At 64.6% G+C, this 16,548-nt stretch carries 11 protein-coding genes; 2 read left to right on the plus strand and 9 right to left on the minus strand.

Annotated elements, in window-relative coordinates:
- Positions 1-143: 143 nt before the first annotated feature.
- Both BUF17_RS03575 and BUF17_RS03580 read right to left on the minus strand, forming a co-directional pair.
- Positions 144-2,159: a ParB/RepB/Spo0J family partition protein gene (locus BUF17_RS03575; protein ID WP_073625766.1), complete on the minus strand. Its 2,016-nt coding sequence runs from the start codon at positions 2,157-2,159 to the stop codon at positions 144-146.
- 409 nt (positions 2,160-2,568) lie between these two features.
- Positions 2,569-2,922, minus strand: coding sequence for a DUF2958 domain-containing protein (locus BUF17_RS03580; protein WP_073626040.1), 354 nt, complete (start codon positions 2,920-2,922; stop codon positions 2,569-2,571).
- 260 nt (positions 2,923-3,182) lie between these two features.
- On the opposite strand from BUF17_RS03580, the gene BUF17_RS23500 reads away from it, so the two are divergent.
- On the plus strand, positions 3,183-3,674 hold the full coding sequence (locus BUF17_RS23500; protein WP_428977617.1) for a helix-turn-helix transcriptional regulator: 492 nt from the start codon (positions 3,183-3,185) through the stop codon (positions 3,672-3,674).
- Between the two features lie 111 nt (positions 3,675-3,785).
- Here BUF17_RS23500 and BUF17_RS03590 read toward each other — a convergent pair whose 3' ends face one another.
- The 7 genes from BUF17_RS03590 to guaB all read right to left on the minus strand — a co-directional run bounded on the left by BUF17_RS03590 (position 3,786) and on the right by guaB (position 14,763).
- Positions 3,786-5,666 carry a UvrD-helicase domain-containing protein gene (locus BUF17_RS03590; protein WP_073625767.1) on the minus strand — a complete coding sequence of 627 codons (1,881 nt, stop codon included), beginning with the start codon at positions 5,664-5,666 and terminating at the stop codon, positions 3,786-3,788.
- Positions 5,663-7,984, minus strand: coding sequence for an AAA family ATPase (locus tag BUF17_RS03595; protein WP_073625768.1), 2,322 nt, complete (start codon positions 7,982-7,984; stop codon positions 5,663-5,665). Before BUF17_RS03595 ends, BUF17_RS03590 begins: the two co-directional genes overlap by 4 nt.
- A gap of 298 nt (positions 7,985-8,282) precedes the next feature.
- Complete coding sequence (locus BUF17_RS03600; protein WP_073626042.1) at positions 8,283-9,539, minus strand: tyrosine-type recombinase/integrase; 1,257 nt, start codon at positions 9,537-9,539, stop codon at positions 8,283-8,285.
- 316 nt (positions 9,540-9,855) lie between these two features.
- On the minus strand, positions 9,856-11,406 hold the full coding sequence (gene guaA / locus BUF17_RS03605; protein ID WP_073625769.1) for a glutamine-hydrolyzing GMP synthase: 1,551 nt from the start codon (positions 11,404-11,406) through the stop codon (positions 9,856-9,858).
- Between the two features lie 125 nt (positions 11,407-11,531).
- On the minus strand, positions 11,532-11,798 hold the full coding sequence (locus tag BUF17_RS03610; protein ID WP_139282389.1) for a hypothetical protein: 267 nt from the start codon (positions 11,796-11,798) through the stop codon (positions 11,532-11,534).
- Position 11,799: 1 nt separating this feature from the next.
- Complete coding sequence (locus tag BUF17_RS03615) at positions 11,800-13,134, minus strand: RsmB/NOP family class I SAM-dependent RNA methyltransferase (protein ID WP_073625770.1); 1,335 nt, start codon at positions 13,132-13,134, stop codon at positions 11,800-11,802.
- Between the two features lie 126 nt (positions 13,135-13,260).
- Positions 13,261-14,763, minus strand: coding sequence for an IMP dehydrogenase (gene guaB / locus BUF17_RS03620; protein ID WP_073625771.1), 1,503 nt, complete (start codon positions 14,761-14,763; stop codon positions 13,261-13,263).
- Positions 14,764-15,108: 345 nt separating this feature from the next.
- On the opposite strand from guaB, the gene BUF17_RS03625 reads away from it, so the two are divergent.
- On the plus strand, positions 15,109-16,533 hold the full coding sequence (locus BUF17_RS03625) for an MFS transporter (RefSeq protein ID WP_073625772.1): 1,425 nt from the start codon (positions 15,109-15,111) through the stop codon (positions 16,531-16,533).
- The last annotated feature ends 15 nt before the right edge of the window (positions 16,534-16,548 follow it).

Raw genomic sequence — 16,548 nt, forward strand, 5'->3', positions numbered from 1 at the left:
CGCCGAAGATCTCCATAATCCTGATGACAATTGCCGTCACCGGACAGTCGAGGTCAACCGGTCGCGCGGTGAACGCCGCGCGACCGGAATTTTGTGTTGGACGGGGAGGAGGCCGGGATCGCTCGCACGATCCCGGCCAACCCTTACTCGGCAGCTTGGGCAAAGACCTCCTCGTCCGATCCGGTATCTCGCGATACAGGCCGCGCGGTGCGCAGCACGGACGGCAACCAACCCGTTCCAGCCAGAAGCTGTTCGGCAGCCTGCGCCATCTCCGTCTTCTTCAAGCCCCCGATCCGTTCGGCGGCGTCATGGCCGATCGCTTCCCGCACGGCGTTGAGGATATGCGCCTTGGTCAAGCGGCCGAGGTAGCTCTGCACGGTCGGGGTCCAGTGTGCCGTCATGTCGAGCGTGACCGCACTCGCCAGCTTTTCCGCTGCCGCGCGGGCATTAGGCTTCTGCTCCCACGGTATCCTGACCGCGTTGACGGTCAATGCGGCGCAATGGGCGAGCAAGGCCATGACGCTCGCATTGTCCAGACCGGCGACGAAGGTCCACAGGTCCGCCACATCGCGCGGCATGTCCGACGCCCATCCCGTATGACGATCCGCCAGCGCCTTGGCGGCAGGCGTATCCTCGATCCCGTCCGCGTGGGAGGCGAGAGAAGCGCTGGTCAACCGGATTTCGAGGCAGGAGGCTTCCCCGCCGCGATAGAAGGTCTGTGACACCAGCGCATGAACCACGGCGACAAGCGCCATATCCGGCTGCTCGCCAAGGGCGAGGCGCAGACCAAGGGTGCGATGGGCGGTCAGGTCGCGGATGAGAAGGTCCGACAGCGGCTTCCCCGCATCCCCGGCGTCCTCGTCGTCCGGCTGGGGTTCGGCGTCCTCGCCGTCTCCCTCGCCGACGATTTCGCCATCCTCCGTGATGGTCGCCCCCTCCACGTCCGTCGAATTCGGGGCCTCGTCCTCGGCCCGGATGAAGCCGCGTTCGATGCGGGCTGTGCCGTCATGGTTCAAGATAGCGAACACGCCACCGCGCGCGATCTCGTCGGCGTCATAGGCGTGGCGCTTGGCGTCGATCCGTTCCATCTCCGCTTCAAGCTCACCGAACCGCCGATCTACCTCGTCCGGCAGTTCCTCGTAACCTTCGTACTCCGACGACAGGCGGTCGTAGTACTCCTGCGCAGCGCCAAAAGCGGCGTCATCGTCGGCCGACAGGTCCACCGGATGCGGATAGCTGCGGCGCATCCCATGCGCGTGGGGGAAGTCGATGTGAACGGAAGCCCACTTCCATCCCTCGACTGCCTGTACCTCAGCGGCGATGCCTTCCAACTTGTCGATGACGAGCCGGCCCAGTAGCGCGGCGTCCTCGAAATAACCGCCCCGGTCCTCGGTGAAGAGGTCGCGGATGATGGTGCCGCCCGCTTCGGCATAAGCGTCCGCACCGATGAAGATCGCACGCCGGTCGGTCGCCGCGATGTTCATCTTGGTCAGGTCGCGCCGGATGGTGGATGGGTCGCGGTTCCACGACAGGTTCTCGTAGACCTGCTCCTGCCGGTCATGGTCCTCGGTGATCGCGAAGGCCATCAACTGGTCCAGCGACAAGCCGCCGTCCCGATAAACCTGCATCAGCTTCGGGCTGACGGCACCAAGGCGAAGCCGCTGCCTGACGACATGGGCGGTCACGCCAAACCGGGCGGCGATTTCCTCCGCACCCCACCCGCGATTTTCAGCCAGTTCGCGGAAGCGCTCGAACTGATCGGCGGGGTGCATCGCCTCGCGCGTGACGTTTTCATCGAGACTGATTTCCGTCGCGTCGTTCTCGGTATCCAGAACGCAGCGGATGGCTTCCGTCTTCTTGATCTGCTTGCGTTTGACGCGCAGCATCTGCGCCAGCCTGCGGCCCTCGCCGATGGTGACGAAATAGAAGCCGGTCGGTTCGCCCTCCGCGTTCGTCTCCGGCTCCACCACCAGATTTTGTAGCATCCCCTTGGCGGCGATACTGGCGGCCAGCGCCTCGATATGGGCCTCACTGTGCGGGGTCTTGCGGGCGTTGCGAGGCGACTTCTTCAACTTGTTCAGCGGCACGAACAGCACCGCGCCATTCTCAGTGGCAGAAGCTTCGAGAACCGTGGCGGTCGTTTCGACTGTGTTGGTCATGGTCTTGATCCTTTGGCTTGGGTTGGAGCGCAGCGCTGCGCTGCAACCCTGGCCGTCGCCGAGACCGGGGGGTGCAAGGTGCAAGGGCGGCCGGAACGGAGGGGGATCACCCGGCCTGCACAAGCGGATCGAAACTAGAGGCGAAAGTCTGGAACTCGCATCCGCGCGGAAGGCCGGGGAAACCGTCCCGGCCGAGCGTCAGCGCTCCCTTGCACCGCGCCGGGGGGCAGCGCCCCCAAGCAACGCGCGTGGTGTGAGCGCCAGCGGGCGCCAGGCATGATGACCGGATCAGGATGTGCAACACCGACAAGCCTGAAAGTCGTGCATCCTGATCTCCGCATTTCCGTCTCCGGTCGGATCATGAGCACGACGAAGCGCCCCGCCCGATGGCGGGGCGCGGTTGCGATCGTCAGTCGGTGACGATCCTGCCGGACTGACGGGCGCGCAGCGCGTACCAGCTCAAGGGATGCTCGGCCCTGAAGTGGAGGTCACGCTCGACCGGAAGCCGGAGCCGTCCGCGAACCGATCGGATTTCGGCAAGACTGACATAGCCGAGTTCGGGTTCACCAAGGCCGAGATCGCAGAGGCCGAATAGACGGTCGGGGTCTTCGGGATCGGCTTCGGTGAGAAGCCAGGTGGCGCCGGCATCCGGTGTGAAGAGCTTGACGACGGGACGCGGATCGATGTCCTCGCCGGCGGCGCTGCGCGCGCCATTGGCGAGGAGCCGGGCATAGAGTTCGTCGGTGATGAGCGCTGCGGCCATGTCGGCCTCCATTCGATGTCACCCTCCGATCGAGGGCGAGGAGGCGTTCGGCCGGCGCAATCGAGCGGCGCGGTCAGGCCCTACACGGTCTGGTGCGGGCCGGGCTTGACCGCGCCGCGGCGGCGGCCAGCGTTACCGGAGCTTTTCGAGAGGGGAAGATCGAAGGCCACAGGCAGCGCACACTCGAAGAAACGACAAATCCGGACCTCCGGTAGCAAGGGTCGTGGAGTCGCTCGCGCTCACCTTCCGTTTCTTTCGCGATGGCCGCCGATTTCCGCACGCCCACCTCTGGGGTCTTCAATACGCAGGCAGTGCGCGTCACCTTGGTCGCAGTCATTCCACTGCGATCGAGGGCGATCGACATGAAACGCGAACACACGATTTCTCAAGAAGACCGGACCTTGGCCTCCGACACTGCACAGCCATCCACCGTCGAGCCCGTCGAGAGCAGCCCCAGGCGGTTTCAGCCGCCCGCCGATCTGTTCAAGCGTGTGATCCGCCGCCCGGAGCTTCGCAAGATCGTGCCACTCGCCGACACGACGATCTACGAAATGGAACAGCGCGGCGAGTTTCCGAAGCGTTTCTTCCTGACGCCACGCTGCGTGGTGTGGGATTTGGCCGAAGTTGAGACTTGGCTCGATGAACGGCGCCGCGCATCGGATGCGGACATCGTGCGCAAAGCGTCTCCGCCGGATGTTCGTCAACGGCGTGCGCGACCAGTAAAGTCGTCGCTTCATCTACGTGATCGGTAACACGGTGCCATGAGCCACATTTACGTAACTCAGCGGCGTCCATGAGAATCATTGCCGGAGGGGCGCATCGAACTCCTTCGATTACACCCACAGTACTGCCCCCAATTACCTTCAGGTGGCAACAATCTCGATCTCGTCATCGGCGAACCAGCCACGCTCAAGGAGCGCGGTGCGCGCCAAGCCGGGATCGTCGGAATAATAGACGATGGCGAGGCTCTCCTCCGCTCGGCTGCAGGTCACGTAGAAGAGACGACGAGTGCGGGCGATGCTGGTGTCGTTACCCGCTGCCTCATTTTCGAGGTCGGTCTTGGTCTTCTCTTTTGTCCCCATAAGCTTGCCGTAGCTGAACAGGAAGCCACGTGCTTCATCGTCGCTGATCACCACCATAACACGAGGGAACTCGCGACCCTTCACACCTTGATGGGTATCAAACTGCGACACGCCACGGACATAGCGATCATATTTTTCGATCTCGGGGAAAGGTGCGTCGAGCGCCCGACGCCAAGCACCCGCCTCGGTGCTCGCATCATCTTCCGGCTCGGTCCCCGCATCTGCGAGCACCTCGGGAACAAACGGTTGCAGCACCTCGGGAATGACAAAAAGCTCTGTCGCGGCCACGTAGCGCAGTACGGCGCGTAGGGTCGGCGGGTTCTCCGCCAGCAGCAACACCTTGAGGCCATCACACGCAACCTTCGCGCGTTCAAGCTCCGCTTGCTGCTTTTCTCCAGCGTCCGTCAACCGCTGGCGATCAAGCAACGGCGAGGTCTGGCGGATCGCCGCTGCGGTCGCGAAACGGTCGCCCGCCGCCAGCGCGTTCGCCAGCGGGAGCAACTCACGGGTGAAGAAGCCCAGACCGCGGCCCGTGCCGTCGAGCAACCCCGTGCGCATCGGTTCGTAGGCGTAAAGCGACCCGAAGAAATGTTCGAACCCGAAACGGCGCGCCGACATTAGATGTTCAAGGGCGAGCATCTTCACCCCGTCGCGGTCGGGGAGCCAAGCCTCATCGCCAGTCAGCTCGGCCATTTTCGTTGCCGCGGCCGCTTCGACATCCCTCTTGTTGCCGACAGTTTCTGGCGCGAGGAACAGCCGAACGGTCCCCTCGGGAGCGTCACTGCGCGCCTGCTGCTCCTGTTTGTCATCGTCGGAGCGGATCTTGTTTATGAGCGCAATCACGCGCTTGGGGCAGCGGTGATTCATCGCCTTGCGCGGCTTTGCCCAGGTTTCGGGAATCGCCTCGGCGAGGCCGACCTTACCATCGGCGTAAATGCGCTGCATGGTGTCGCCGAATAGTCCCAAGCAGAACTGTGCTGGGAAAGCCGCCTGGACGTCGAGCAGCGCGTCCATAAGGCGTCTTGCGGTGTCCTGGCTCTCGTCGATCAAAAGGATCGGATAGCTGGCAATCAGGAGCCGGCGCAGGCCCGGCTTTGCGTTCAGAAACGCCGCGGTCATGGCAATAACCTCGGCGTGATTGAGCGAATCGCGCGTACGATTGTCTCCGGTTGGGCTGTAGATGAACCTCGCTATCGTTGGGAGGCCATCACGGCGCCGTGTCTTGCTCTCGATCGACTGCGCACGCTCAATCGCAGCTTTGCCCGACCGACCTTTCGCCTGCTTCTCCTCGAGATCGGCAATCTCGGCGAGCAGGTTTGTGTCGAGCCACTTGCGAATGTCGTCGTCATGGCCGCGTATCAGCGACCACGCGAAAGCGTGGATTGTAGAAACGTCGACCCGCGGATCGAATTCGAGCCGCTGCACGATCTCGTCGCAAGCGGCATTGGTATAGGTGATGATCGCGACCTTCTGACCGGTCAGTTTCAGCTCGCGGCCTTGGCGCTCGCACAGGTCACGTACTGCCTGGACCAGCGACCGGGTCTTGCCCGAACCGGCACCCGCGTAGAGGAAGAAGCTGCGGGGCGCAGCAAGATCCAGACAGCTGCGAATAGTCTCGTCCGCCTTCGCATCAAACAAATCGTCGGCATTCGCCCTGGTCATGCGGCCACTCCCTCTTTGGCCGGCAATATCTCGATCTGTTTCTTCTTGAGTCTCTCCTGCAGCCAGGTCAGACCTTCGTTGATATAGTGCGGCACGCTCAGGGCCTCGAACATCTCGGCATCAAGTACGTCGAGAGCGAACTCAGCCTTCTTCCCGGTTTTGAGTGCCGTGAACATCGCCGCGCCAACCGTGGTCGCGCCGCCACCCGCAGCGATCGCGTCGCGGAACTTGGCGACCAGCCCGGTGCCCGGGAGCGCAGCGAAGAAGGAAAGGTTCTCAAATGCGAGCGCATCCTCGAACGTATAGGGATAGGCGGTCTCACTCGTGGCGGCGCCCGGAAGCGTCACGTCGACCGGCAGCTGATAAGCGGCGCGCACTGCGAACAGCGGATCACCCGCGGGTTCGAGCGTTCGCTCCGCCGGCGTCGCTCCCCATAACGCGTCTACGCTGGTTCGCGCCGGCACCCATCGTCGAAGCGTTGTGTTGTTGGTGGTCTGTCCCGCACCCGGCCTGGGCGGTACCGATGTGGTCGTTCCGGACGCTTGGCTGTCGAGATCGGTGATGATCAACGTGAGCAGACCAAGATGTTCGATCAGCGGGCGAAGGCGATGGGCATGGCTGCCGCCGATCTCGAGCAGAGTGATGTAGCTCTTGCTGAGTGCCTCGAACTTGTGGCGAATAAAGTTGGGAACGATCATGCGTTCCGCCGGCCCTTCGACCAGGATGGCGGCATCCGCGAAGAACAGGTCGGCGTGTTGCGCGCGCAAGTAGCGCGTCACGAACCGGGCCGTCTCGTTGCCCGCACCGAACACCTCCGAGAGGTTGATCACCGTAGAGACTGGTATCCGCGACACCATGCCAGCGGGCAGGCGCCGAAAGTAGCGCAAACATTCGAACGAGACCTCATGCGCGACATGGCTCGAATGCGTACTGACCACAAGTTGGCTGCGTCGCAGTTTGGTGTCTTTGAGATCTGGATGGGCGCGAAGTACTTCGTAGGCCTTGTTAATGAACACCTGCTGGACGTGCGCGTGGAGATGCGCCTCGGGCTCCTCGACCAGGACGAGGTGTAGCGGCTCTATCACGGCAGCGGGATTGGTAGTCGCGGCTTTGCCCACACGCATCCACGAATCCCGGAAGCTCATCAGTCGGAAGATCATCGAGATGAGGTTCTGATAGCCGAGCCCGTTGTTGTTTTCGGGTAGGCGCAGCACCGGCACCACCGCTTCGCCCTCAGCTGGCGTCACATCGACCACAAAGGTCACCGCCGAGGAGTGGTTGAGGCCGTCGATCGCCTTGAGCCGAGTCGACACCTTCGGTTTAGGGTCGGTGACGCCGGGATAGCCCATGCCCTCGACCTCGCTGAACGCCGCTTCAAAGCTCTCCGTAAGCTTTTGATCGAATGCGTCCTGCGCCGCTTCGATCGCCTGCAACGCCCCCAAATCCTTGACATCCGGTACCTTAGTCGGATCGAGGTGCTTGGAATAATAGCTGCGCAGCTGATCGGAGAGCCGACTGCCGGCCGATCCGGCCGGCGCGTCCTCGTCCTCATCGCTCGGCGCTTCCTCGCCGAACCCGCGCTGCGCTGGAATATCGTGGATGCGCACCAGCCCCTTCAGCGGTTCGCCGTCAAGGCTAAGTGAAGCGGCGGGCATCGATTGCGGACGCGCTTGGCCATTGAGCGGAGCTTGGAGCTGCGAGGGATCGAGGGTGAATGCACGGATGGTGAAGCTCTTGGCCAGCCGCCGACTCAAGTAATCGACAAGGGTCGACGGCCATAGCGTGAGCTTTGGCTCCGGCCTCTCCTGACCCTCGGCAGCAATTTTCTCGGCGTGCGCCTGCGTCGCGGCGGCGCGCAGTGCCTCGGCGTCTGCGACCGCAGCCAAGAAATCCTTATAGAGATCACCAAGATTGCTTGGCTCGTACCGAAGTCGCACCCCGAGCAGACCGCCTTCCCAATCCAACGTCGGAATCAGGTCGCGAACGTGGTGCATCTCCCCTGGATCTACGTCGAACCAGAGATCGAGCGTAGGGAGCAGCGGCAGCCACGGCTCGAGTGTGAGCTCGACTACCTCATCGGTCCGCTTCGCATCAATCCAACTCCGGCCTATCCGATCAATCGCCGGCCAGTGACATAGTGTAACGTCATGAATTTCGAACGGACAGCGTCGCGGCACGAGGAAGCGCCGCAATGCAAGCATTGCCGAGCTCTTGCCACTATTATTGGCACCGACGAACAGCGTCTGCTTCTCAGCGAGGTCGATTCGCACAGATAACAGTTTACGAAAGTTCGCAATCTCAACGAATTTGATAAGCACGTTCTCCCCCCGGAGCAGACAGCTTAATTACTTCAGCCCCTCCGTTTGCTCACCTCGCAATGGCGAAGGCGAAATTCACTCAAGAGCTGTTTGCAGTCTATGTTCTATGGTGGTCATTTGGAACAGGTGGCTGCTTTAGGCTCGCTTTGCTCATCGCCGCAGGTCAGCCTCGCCCCGCAAACAGGGTTGGAGAGGGTCAACCCCTTGGTCAGGCCGGATCGATTCCATCTGTTTCAGCAGAGCCAGCCCCGGAAATCAGAAGCTGGCGAGGCATAGGTCGATACTGCGTTGTCTACGATCAGGGTGCCGCCTCCCTCCCCATAAACACCATCGACGGCGGCAACAGCGTCGGTGCCCGCTTCTGACCGTTCACCCAGGCATCGACCATGTCGGCCCACTCCTGGAGCATGTGCCGCCGCTGCGGCTCGTATTCGGCCTTGTTGTAGACGCCGCGTGACGAGCGCCCGTCTTCGTGGGCGAGGCATTTCTCGATCCAGTCGCTGTTGAAGCCCATTTCGTTCAGGAGCGTCGAGCCGGTCCGGCGCAAGTCGTGGACCGTGAACGGCTCCAGCGGCAGCCCTTCCTTCTTTGCCCGCGCCACGACAGCCGCGGTGACGCGATTGAAGGTTGCGCGCGACATGGGGGCGTCGGCGTCATAGCGGGACGGCAGCAGATAGCGCGAGTTGCCGGCGCAGGTCTTCAAGGCGATCAGAATGTCGAGCGACTGTTGAGCGAGATAGACGTTGTGCGCCTTTGATCGCTTCATGCGCTCCTTCGGGATCGTCCAGACGGCGTTCTCAAAGTCGACCTCGTCCCAGGTGGCATCCTGCAGTTCGCTCTTGCGCACCATGGTGAGCAGGATCAGGCGCAGGCCGAGGCGGATGGTCGGCAGGGTCGGCACGTGCTCGATCTGCTGCAGCATGATCTTGATCTCGGCCGGTGACAGCGCGCGGTCCTTCGGCTGGAAGGTCGCGATCGAGGCCGGCCCGACCTCGTCGGCCGGGTTCGGCACCTTCTCGCCGTGCAGGATGGCGAAGGCGAAGATCTGTTTGACGATGTCGCGGACGTGGACGGCGGTCGCCGGGGCGCCGCGCTCCTTCACCTTGGCGCAGAGCTGGCGCAGATCATCCGGCGTCACCTCGGTCAGAAGGCGGTTCTTCCAGGCGGGGAGAATGTCACGATCGAGGATGGCCTTGCGCATCGAGCGTGTGCTTTCCGCCATGCGCGCGTCCTTGATCCATAAGGCGCACACCGCACCTAAGCTACGCTCCATGGCCTTGCGCCGTTTGTCGCGCTGCTTCTCGTGAGCGGGGGATAGCCCCTCCGCCACCTGCTTGCGGGCCGCGATACAGCGCTCGCGGGCTTCGGCGAGCGTGAGGCCATCGGCGCCATAGCGGCCGATCGTCAGCGTCTCCCGGCGACCGTTCAGACGGTAGTCGTATCGGAAGGTGATTTGGCCTGTCGTGGCGACGGAAACGTACATACCGTCACGGTCGGCCACCTTGTATAATTTATCTTTTGGTTTCAGCCTCTTGATGGCCATGTCGGTGAGCATGGGGACGGCCTCGTTGACGATCCAAAGCGCCTTTTCGAGTCCCAATTTTACCGTCAAATCCGATACCGTCAATCAACGAGAATAATCGTTATAAAACAGCGTGCTAACTTTGTTTTCCGTGGGCTGCTGCCGTTTTTGGCCTGACGGTAGGGCAAAAACCCGGCGGACGGCGAAAAACGCATACCGTCGCGCGCACCGTCAGGGCCTACCGCTTCAAGGCGATAGGCTCCGATAGTGAACGTTTGACTTTTTGTTTGATTTCAGCTAGTTATGATGATGTTGCGATAGTTCGCGAAACGCCGCGAACCACATCATTTCACTCCCACTCGATTGTTCCCGGCGGCTTGCTGGTGACGTCGTAGACGACGCGGTTGATGCCGCGGACTTCGTTGATGATGCGGTTGGCGACGCGGCCGAGGAAGGCCATGTCGAAGGGGAAGAAATCCGCGGTCATGCCGTCGACAGAGGTGACGGCACGCAGGCCGCAGACGCTCTCGTAGGTGCGGCCGTCGCCCATCACGCCGACGGTCTGCACCGGCAGCAGCACGGCGAACGCCTGCCAGATGGTGTCGTAGAGCCCGGCCTTGCGGATCTCGTCGAGATAGATCGCGTCGGCCTCCCGCAGGATGTCGAGCTTCTCGGAGGTGATCGCGCCGGGGCAGCGGATCGCAAGGCCCGGGCCCGGGAACGGATGGCGGCCGACGAAGGCGTCCGGCAGGCCGAGTTCCCGCCCGAGCAGGCGAACCTCGTCCTTGAAGAGCTCGCGCAGCGGCTCCACCAGCTTGAACTTCATGCCCTCGGGCAAGCCGCCGACATTATGATGGGACTTGATGGTCACGGACGGGCCGCCGGAGAACGACACGGATTCGATCACGTCCGGATAAAGCGTGCCCTGGGCAAGGAACTCGGCATCGCCCACCGCCTTGGCCTCTTCGTCGAACACCTCGATGAACAGCCGGCCGATGGTCTTGCGCTTCACTTCGGGGTCGGTCACCCCGGCAAGAGCCGAGAGGAACCGCGCGGACGCGTCGACATGGACGAGCGGGATGTTGAAGGTGCCGCGGAACAGGCTCACGACCTGCTCGGTCTCGCCCTTCCGCATCAGGCCGTGATCGACATAGATGCAGGTGAGCTGGTCGCCGATCGCCTCGTGGATCAGCACGGCCGCGACGGCGGAATCGACGCCGCCGGACAGGCCGCAGATCACCTTGCCCTTGCCGACCTGGGCACGGATCTTGCCGATCATTTCCTCGCGGAACGCCGCCATCGTCCACTCGCCGCCGAGACCGGCGATCTTGTGGATGAAGTTGGCGATCAGCTTGGCGCCGTCCGGCGTGTGGACGACTTCCGGGTGGAACATCAGGCCGAAGAACTTGCGCTTCTCGTCCTCGATCACCGCGCACGGCGCATTGGGCGACGCGCCCTTCACGACGAAGCCCGGCGGAAGTTCGGTGATGCGGTCTCCGTGGCTCATCCACACGACGTGGGCCTCGCCCGGGTTCCAGATGCCGTCGAACAGGGCCGACGGCTGCCTCACCTCGACCTCGGCCCGGCCGAATTCGCGATGATGGCCGCTTTCAACGGTGCCGCCGAGCTGGGCGGCCATGGTCATCTGGCCGTAGCAGATGCCGAGCACGGGCACGCCGCATTCGAACACCTGCTGCGGTGCACGCGGGCTGTCGCCGTCGGGTACCGAGGCCGGGCCGCCGGAGAGGATGATCGCCTGCGGCTTCAGCCGCTCCAGAGCGGCCTGGGCATTCTGGAAGGGCACGATCTCGGAATAGACGCCGCTCTCGCGCACCCGCCGCGCGATCAGCTGCGTGACCTGGCTGCCGAAATCGATGATCAGCACCCGCTCGCGAACCATGGTCCTTCCTTTCCGATCCTCATCGCAGGCGCCTGTGCGGCGCCCTGCCCGTCCGTCCGATATCTCGTCAGCCGCCTCCGGATCGCGCGGATCCTGGCGGGACAGCTCCAGTCCCGGAAGCCGCATCACTGCGGCGGCAGCGCGGGCGGCGGCGGTGCGTCGCCCCAGAATTTCTCGCAACCGAGCGGCGGCCACATGTGCGGATGCCGCTCGTTGAGGATGCGGCACGAGAACCGCCTGACCGGTTCCGGCAGCCGCGAGTTGATGCCGATGCCGGCTGCCTCATAAGGCGAGGCCGCCAGAAATACGTAGATCACCCAATAGAGCGCGATGCCGAGCACCACCGCCAGCACCAGAAGCGCGAGGTTGCCGAAGGTGAGCCACGACCGCACCTCAGCGCTCCCGGCCGGCCGCGGGCTTCTGGACGGTGCGCTCCAGCAGCGCCACGAAGAAGCCGTCCGTGCCGGCGGTCGCCGGCGTCAGCCGCAAGGCCCGCCCCCGTTCGCCGACCTCCGTTGCGAACGAGGCCGGCATGGCGGACCCAAGCCCGGAGACCCAGGCACCAGCGGGATCGACCAGCCGATAGTCGGCATGACGGTCGAGGAAGCCGGCGATGCGGTCCTCGTTCTCCTCCGGAAGCACGGAACAGGTGATATAGACCAGTCGGCCGCCGGGCTTCACATAGCGGATCGCCAATTCAAGAACCTCGTCCTGCTGGCCCATCCGCATGGCGAGCGCGTTGGGGCCGACGCGCCACTTGGCGTCCGGCCGTCTCCGCCATGTTCCGGTGCCCGTGCAGGGCGCATCGACCAGCACCAGATCCATCCTGTCCTCGAGGTCGGACAGCGGATCAGCCTTGGCCGGCGCACGGACCTGAATGTTGTGCGCGCCCGAACGGCCGATGCGGTCGAGAATGTCGCCGAAGCGCCGCTTGTCGGAATCGTAGGCATAAAGCTGGCCGCGATTGTCCATCACGGCGGCGAGCGCCAGCGTCTTGCCCCCGGCGCCGGCGCAGAGATCGAGCACCTGCTGGCCCGGCCGCGCGCCGGCGATCAGGGCCGCGATCTGCGAGCCTTCGTCCTGCACCTCGAACCAGCCGCGGCCGAAGCCGAGTTCGCTCTGCACATGGGGCGGCTTGGCAGCGCCCTCGCCCACGGGAATGCGGACCGCAACGGGCGAATGCTCGCCGGCGACGGCACCGAGGTCGGCCAGCGCCTCGAGAACCTTTTCGCGGTCGGCCTTCAGGGTGTTGACACGAAGATCGACCGGCGCGCGGCCCGCGAGCGCGGCACCCTCCGCTGTCGCCCGCTCGCCGAAGGTGCGCTCCAGCGAGGGCATGAGCCATTCCGGCACGTCGCCCTGCACCCACCCGGGCGCCGTATCCAGGCTGCCTTCGGAGAGCGCAACGCGCTCGTCCGCCGTCAGCGGGGCCGGGGCGTGGGCCTCCCTTGCGAACCGGTCGTCGATCTCGGCAACGTCCTTACCCCAGCACCACCGGAACGCACCCAGCGCCAGCGCGCGCGGGCTGTCGGAACCCATCCGCCAGGCGATGGAGGCGCGGCGGCGAAGGGCGTCGAACACGAGGTTGCCGATGGCCACCCGGTCGCCGGACCCGGCGAAACGGTGGGCGAGGCCCCACGCCTTCAGCGCGTCCTGGACGGGCCGGCGGTTGGTCTCGACATCCGTCAGCACGTCGATGGCGGCGGCGATGCGTGCGGCCGGCGTCATGATTGGTCGACCGTCATGAAAACTCGTCGAAAGCCGGTGAGCGGCGCTGCAAACAAAGGTGGCCCGGGCGGAAAGGCGTCTCCGGAGAGGCGGAGCGATGCCGCCATCCCCGGAGCGGAACACCGCTCAGAGCGAGGACGGATAGTTGGGGCTTTCGCGCACGATGGCAACATCGTGGGTGTGGCTTTCGCGATAGCCGGCGTTGGTGATGCGCACGAAGCGGGTCCGCTCCTGCAGTTCGGGGATCGTGGGCGCCCCGACATAGCCCATCGCGGCACGCAGACCGCCGGCGAGCTGATGCAGCACAGCACTGATCGGGCCCTTGTAGGGCACCTGCCCCTCGATGCCTTCGGGCACGAGCTTCATGGTGTCGCGCACTTCGGCCTGGAAATAGCGGTCGGCCGAGCCGCGGGCCATGGCGCCGATCGAGCCCATGCCACGGTAGGATTTGAAGGAACGGCCCTGATGCAGGTAGACCTCGCCGGGGCTTTCCTCGGTGCCGGCGAGGAGCGAACCGACCATGGCGCAGGAGGCGCCTGCGGCGAGCGCCTTGGCGACATCGCCGGAATACTTGATGCCGCCGTCGGCGACGATGGGAACGTCCCGGCCCTGAGCGGCGGAGGCGGCCTCAAGGATCGCGGTGAGCTGCGGCACGCCGACGCCGGCCACCACGCGGGTGGTGCAGATCGAACCCGGGCCGATACCGACCTTCACCGCATCGGCGCCGGCATCGATCAGCGCGCGGGTGGCGTCGGCGGTCGCGACGTTGCCGGCCAGGACCTGCACGCTGTTCGACAGCTTCTTGACCTTGGTGACCATCTCAAGCACCCGGGCCGAGTGGCCATGGGCGGTGTCGACCACGACGAGATCGACGCCGGCCGCGATCAGGCGTTCGGCGCGCTCCAGGCCGGCGGGACCGACATTCGTCGCTGCGGCGACGCGCAGGCGACCCTGGGCGTCCTTCGAGGCGTGGGGATTGAGCTGGGCCTTCTCGATGTCCTTCACCGTGACGAGGCCGATGCAGTTATAGGCATCGTCCACGACGAGAAGCTTCTCGATGCGGTTCGAATGCAGAAGGCGCTTGGCCTCCTGCTGGCTGACGCCGTCACGAACCGTGACAAGGTTCTCGCGCGTCATCAGCTCATAAATGCGCTGGTTCGGATTGGAGGCGAAGCGCACGTCGCGGTTCGTCAGGACACCGACGAGGCGGCCGGTGTGGAAACCGCCGGGACCGCCGTTCTCCACCACCGGAATGCCGGAGATGCCGTACTGCTTCATCAGGCTGAGGGCATCCGCGAGGGTCGCATCCGGCCCGATCACGACGGGGTTCACCACCATGCCGGATTCGAACTTCTTCACCTGCCGCACCTGCTCGGCCTGATCCTCGGGCTCGAGATTGCGGTGGATGACGCCGATGCCACCGGCCTGGGCCATCGCGATGGCGAGGCGGGCCTCGGTGACGGTGTCCATGGCCGCCGAGATGATCGGCAGATTGAGTTCCATGTCGCGCGTCAGGTGGGTGCGGATATCGACTTCGGCCGGCATCACCTCGGACGGACCGGGCAACATCAGCACGTCGTCGAAAGTCAGCGCGTCACGTCCGGTCAGGGTTTCGATGATTTGAGCCATGCGCCATCTCCGAACGAGCAATGAATTGAGAATGCCGTGCCCGGGTCCAGGCCAAAGCCGGACCCGGTGTCGTCCCTGCACCGGCATCTCCTTGAAGATGGCGCCGGTCTTTAACACGAGGATTGCACGGAAGCAAAAGCGGAGTTGCGCAGCAGGGCACACCAGCGCTTTTTGCAACGCTGGCCAGGCTCGCGGCGTCCAATGACCCGAGGCGCCACATCCTCGCCCGGATTGGCGCGCAGTGCGGATCGCAGCGACGGCGCGAAAAAGCCGGGCAACGAAACCGCGATCCCTCGCGTTCCGATCCCGAAGCCGCCCTCCCGCAGTCCAGACGGCCGCCCGGACATGGAATCCACTCCCCCGCCCCGGCTCATCGCCGTGATCGTCGCTTCGGCGCTGTTCATGGAGAACATCGATTCGTCGGTGATCGCCACGTCGCTGCCGGTGATCGCGCGCGACATCGGCGCCGACCCGATCTCGCTGAAGCTCGCCTTCACCGCCTACCTGCTCAGCCTCGCGGTGTTCATTCCCGTGAGCGGCTGGGCGGCGGACCGCTTCGGCGCCCGTACCGTGTTTTCCTGCGCGATCCTCGTCTTCACCGTCGGCTCGATCGCGTGCGGCCTCTCGTCGAGCCTCGAGGGCTTTGTGGTGGCGCGGATGGTGCAGGGCGCGGGCGGCGCGATGATGACGCCGGTCGGCCGGCTCGTCGTGCTGCGCAGCGCGCCGAAACACCAGCTCGTCGACCTGATGGCGTGGCTGACGACGCCCGCATTGATCGGCCCGTTGATCGGCCCGCCGCTCGGTGGCTTCATCTCCACCTACTGGCACTGGCGCTGGATCTTCTGGATCAACGTTCCCGTCGGCGTTCTCGGGATCGTGCTCGCGCTCCTGTTCGTGCCGGTTGTGCGGGCGCAGGAACCGCCGCCATTCGACGCCGCCGGCTTCGTGCTGTCGGGGCTCGGGCTGTCGGGGCTGGTGTTCGGTTTCGCCGTCGTGGGCCACGGACTGGTGCCGGTCTGGGTGTCGACCGCGCTCCTCGTCGCCGGAGCCCTGTCGATGGCGGGCTATGTCGCCCACTACCGGCGCGCGGCACGGCCGATCCTCGACCTCGACCTTCTGAAGCTCGCCACCTTCCGCGCCAGCGTGGTCGGCGGCTTCACCTTCCGCGTCGCCATCGGCGCCATTCCGTTTCTGCTGCCGCTGATGCTGCAGCTCGGGCTCGGCATGACGGCGTTCCAGTCGGGCAGCCTCACGTTCCTGTCGACTGCCGGCGCGCTTGCCATGAAGTTCACGGTCGCACGGATCGTACGCCGGTTCGGCTTCCGCCGGGTGCTGGTCTATAACGGCTTCCTCAGCGCGCTGTTCGTGTTCGCCATCGGCGGCTTCGCGTTCGGCCTGCCGACGTGGGTGATGATCCTGGTGCTGCTCACCGGCGGATTCTTCCGCTCGCTCCTGTTCACCAGCCTCAATGTCGTCGCTTATGCCGACGTCTCCCACGAAGCGATGAGCAGCGCCACGAGCCTTTCGAGCGTCGCCCAGCAGGTGTCGCTGTCGTGCGGCGTCGCCATCGGCGCGCTGGTGCTGGAGATCCTGCGGGCCGGCAGCCCGACGCACAGCCTGACGGCCCACGACTTCTTCGTCGGGTTCGCGACCGTCGGCACCTCGGCGCTGATCGCGCCGTTCATCTTCGCGCGGCTTCCTGCCGATGCCGGTGCCCACATGGCGCGCCGAGCGGACGAGGAGGATGCGCGGCCGCAAGCGGCGCAGTAACGACAGGCGGTGACG

It is taken from the genome of Pseudoxanthobacter soli DSM 19599 (genome assembly GCF_900148505.1).
GTDB classification, from domain to species: domain Bacteria; phylum Pseudomonadota; class Alphaproteobacteria; order Rhizobiales; family Segnochrobactraceae; genus Pseudoxanthobacter; species Pseudoxanthobacter soli.

Coding starts and splice junctions, on each gene's coding strand:
- guaA (WP_073625769.1), bottom strand. CDS start 11,406: ATGGTTCGCGAGCGGGTGCTGATCATCGATTTCGGCAGCCAGGTCACG.
- BUF17_RS03615 (WP_073625770.1), bottom strand. CDS start 13,134: ATGACGCCGGCCGCACGCATCGCCGCCGCCATCGACGTGCTGACGGAT.
- BUF17_RS03625 (WP_073625772.1), top strand. CDS start 15,109: ATGGAATCCACTCCCCCGCCCCGGCTCATCGCCGTGATCGTCGCTTCG.
- guaB (WP_073625771.1), bottom strand. CDS start 14,763: ATGGCTCAAATCATCGAAACCCTGACCGGACGTGACGCGCTGACTTTC.
- BUF17_RS03600 (WP_073626042.1), bottom strand. CDS start 9,539: ATGCTCACCGACATGGCCATCAAGAGGCTGAAACCAAAAGATAAATTA.
- BUF17_RS03590 (WP_073625767.1), bottom strand. CDS start 5,666: ATGACCAGGGCGAATGCCGACGATTTGTTTGATGCGAAGGCGGACGAG.
- BUF17_RS03575 (WP_073625766.1), bottom strand. CDS start 2,159: ATGACCAACACAGTCGAAACGACCGCCACGGTTCTCGAAGCTTCTGCC.
- BUF17_RS23500 (WP_428977617.1), top strand. CDS start 3,183: ATGGCCGCCGATTTCCGCACGCCCACCTCTGGGGTCTTCAATACGCAG.
- BUF17_RS03580 (WP_073626040.1), bottom strand. CDS start 2,922: ATGGCCGCAGCGCTCATCACCGACGAACTCTATGCCCGGCTCCTCGCC.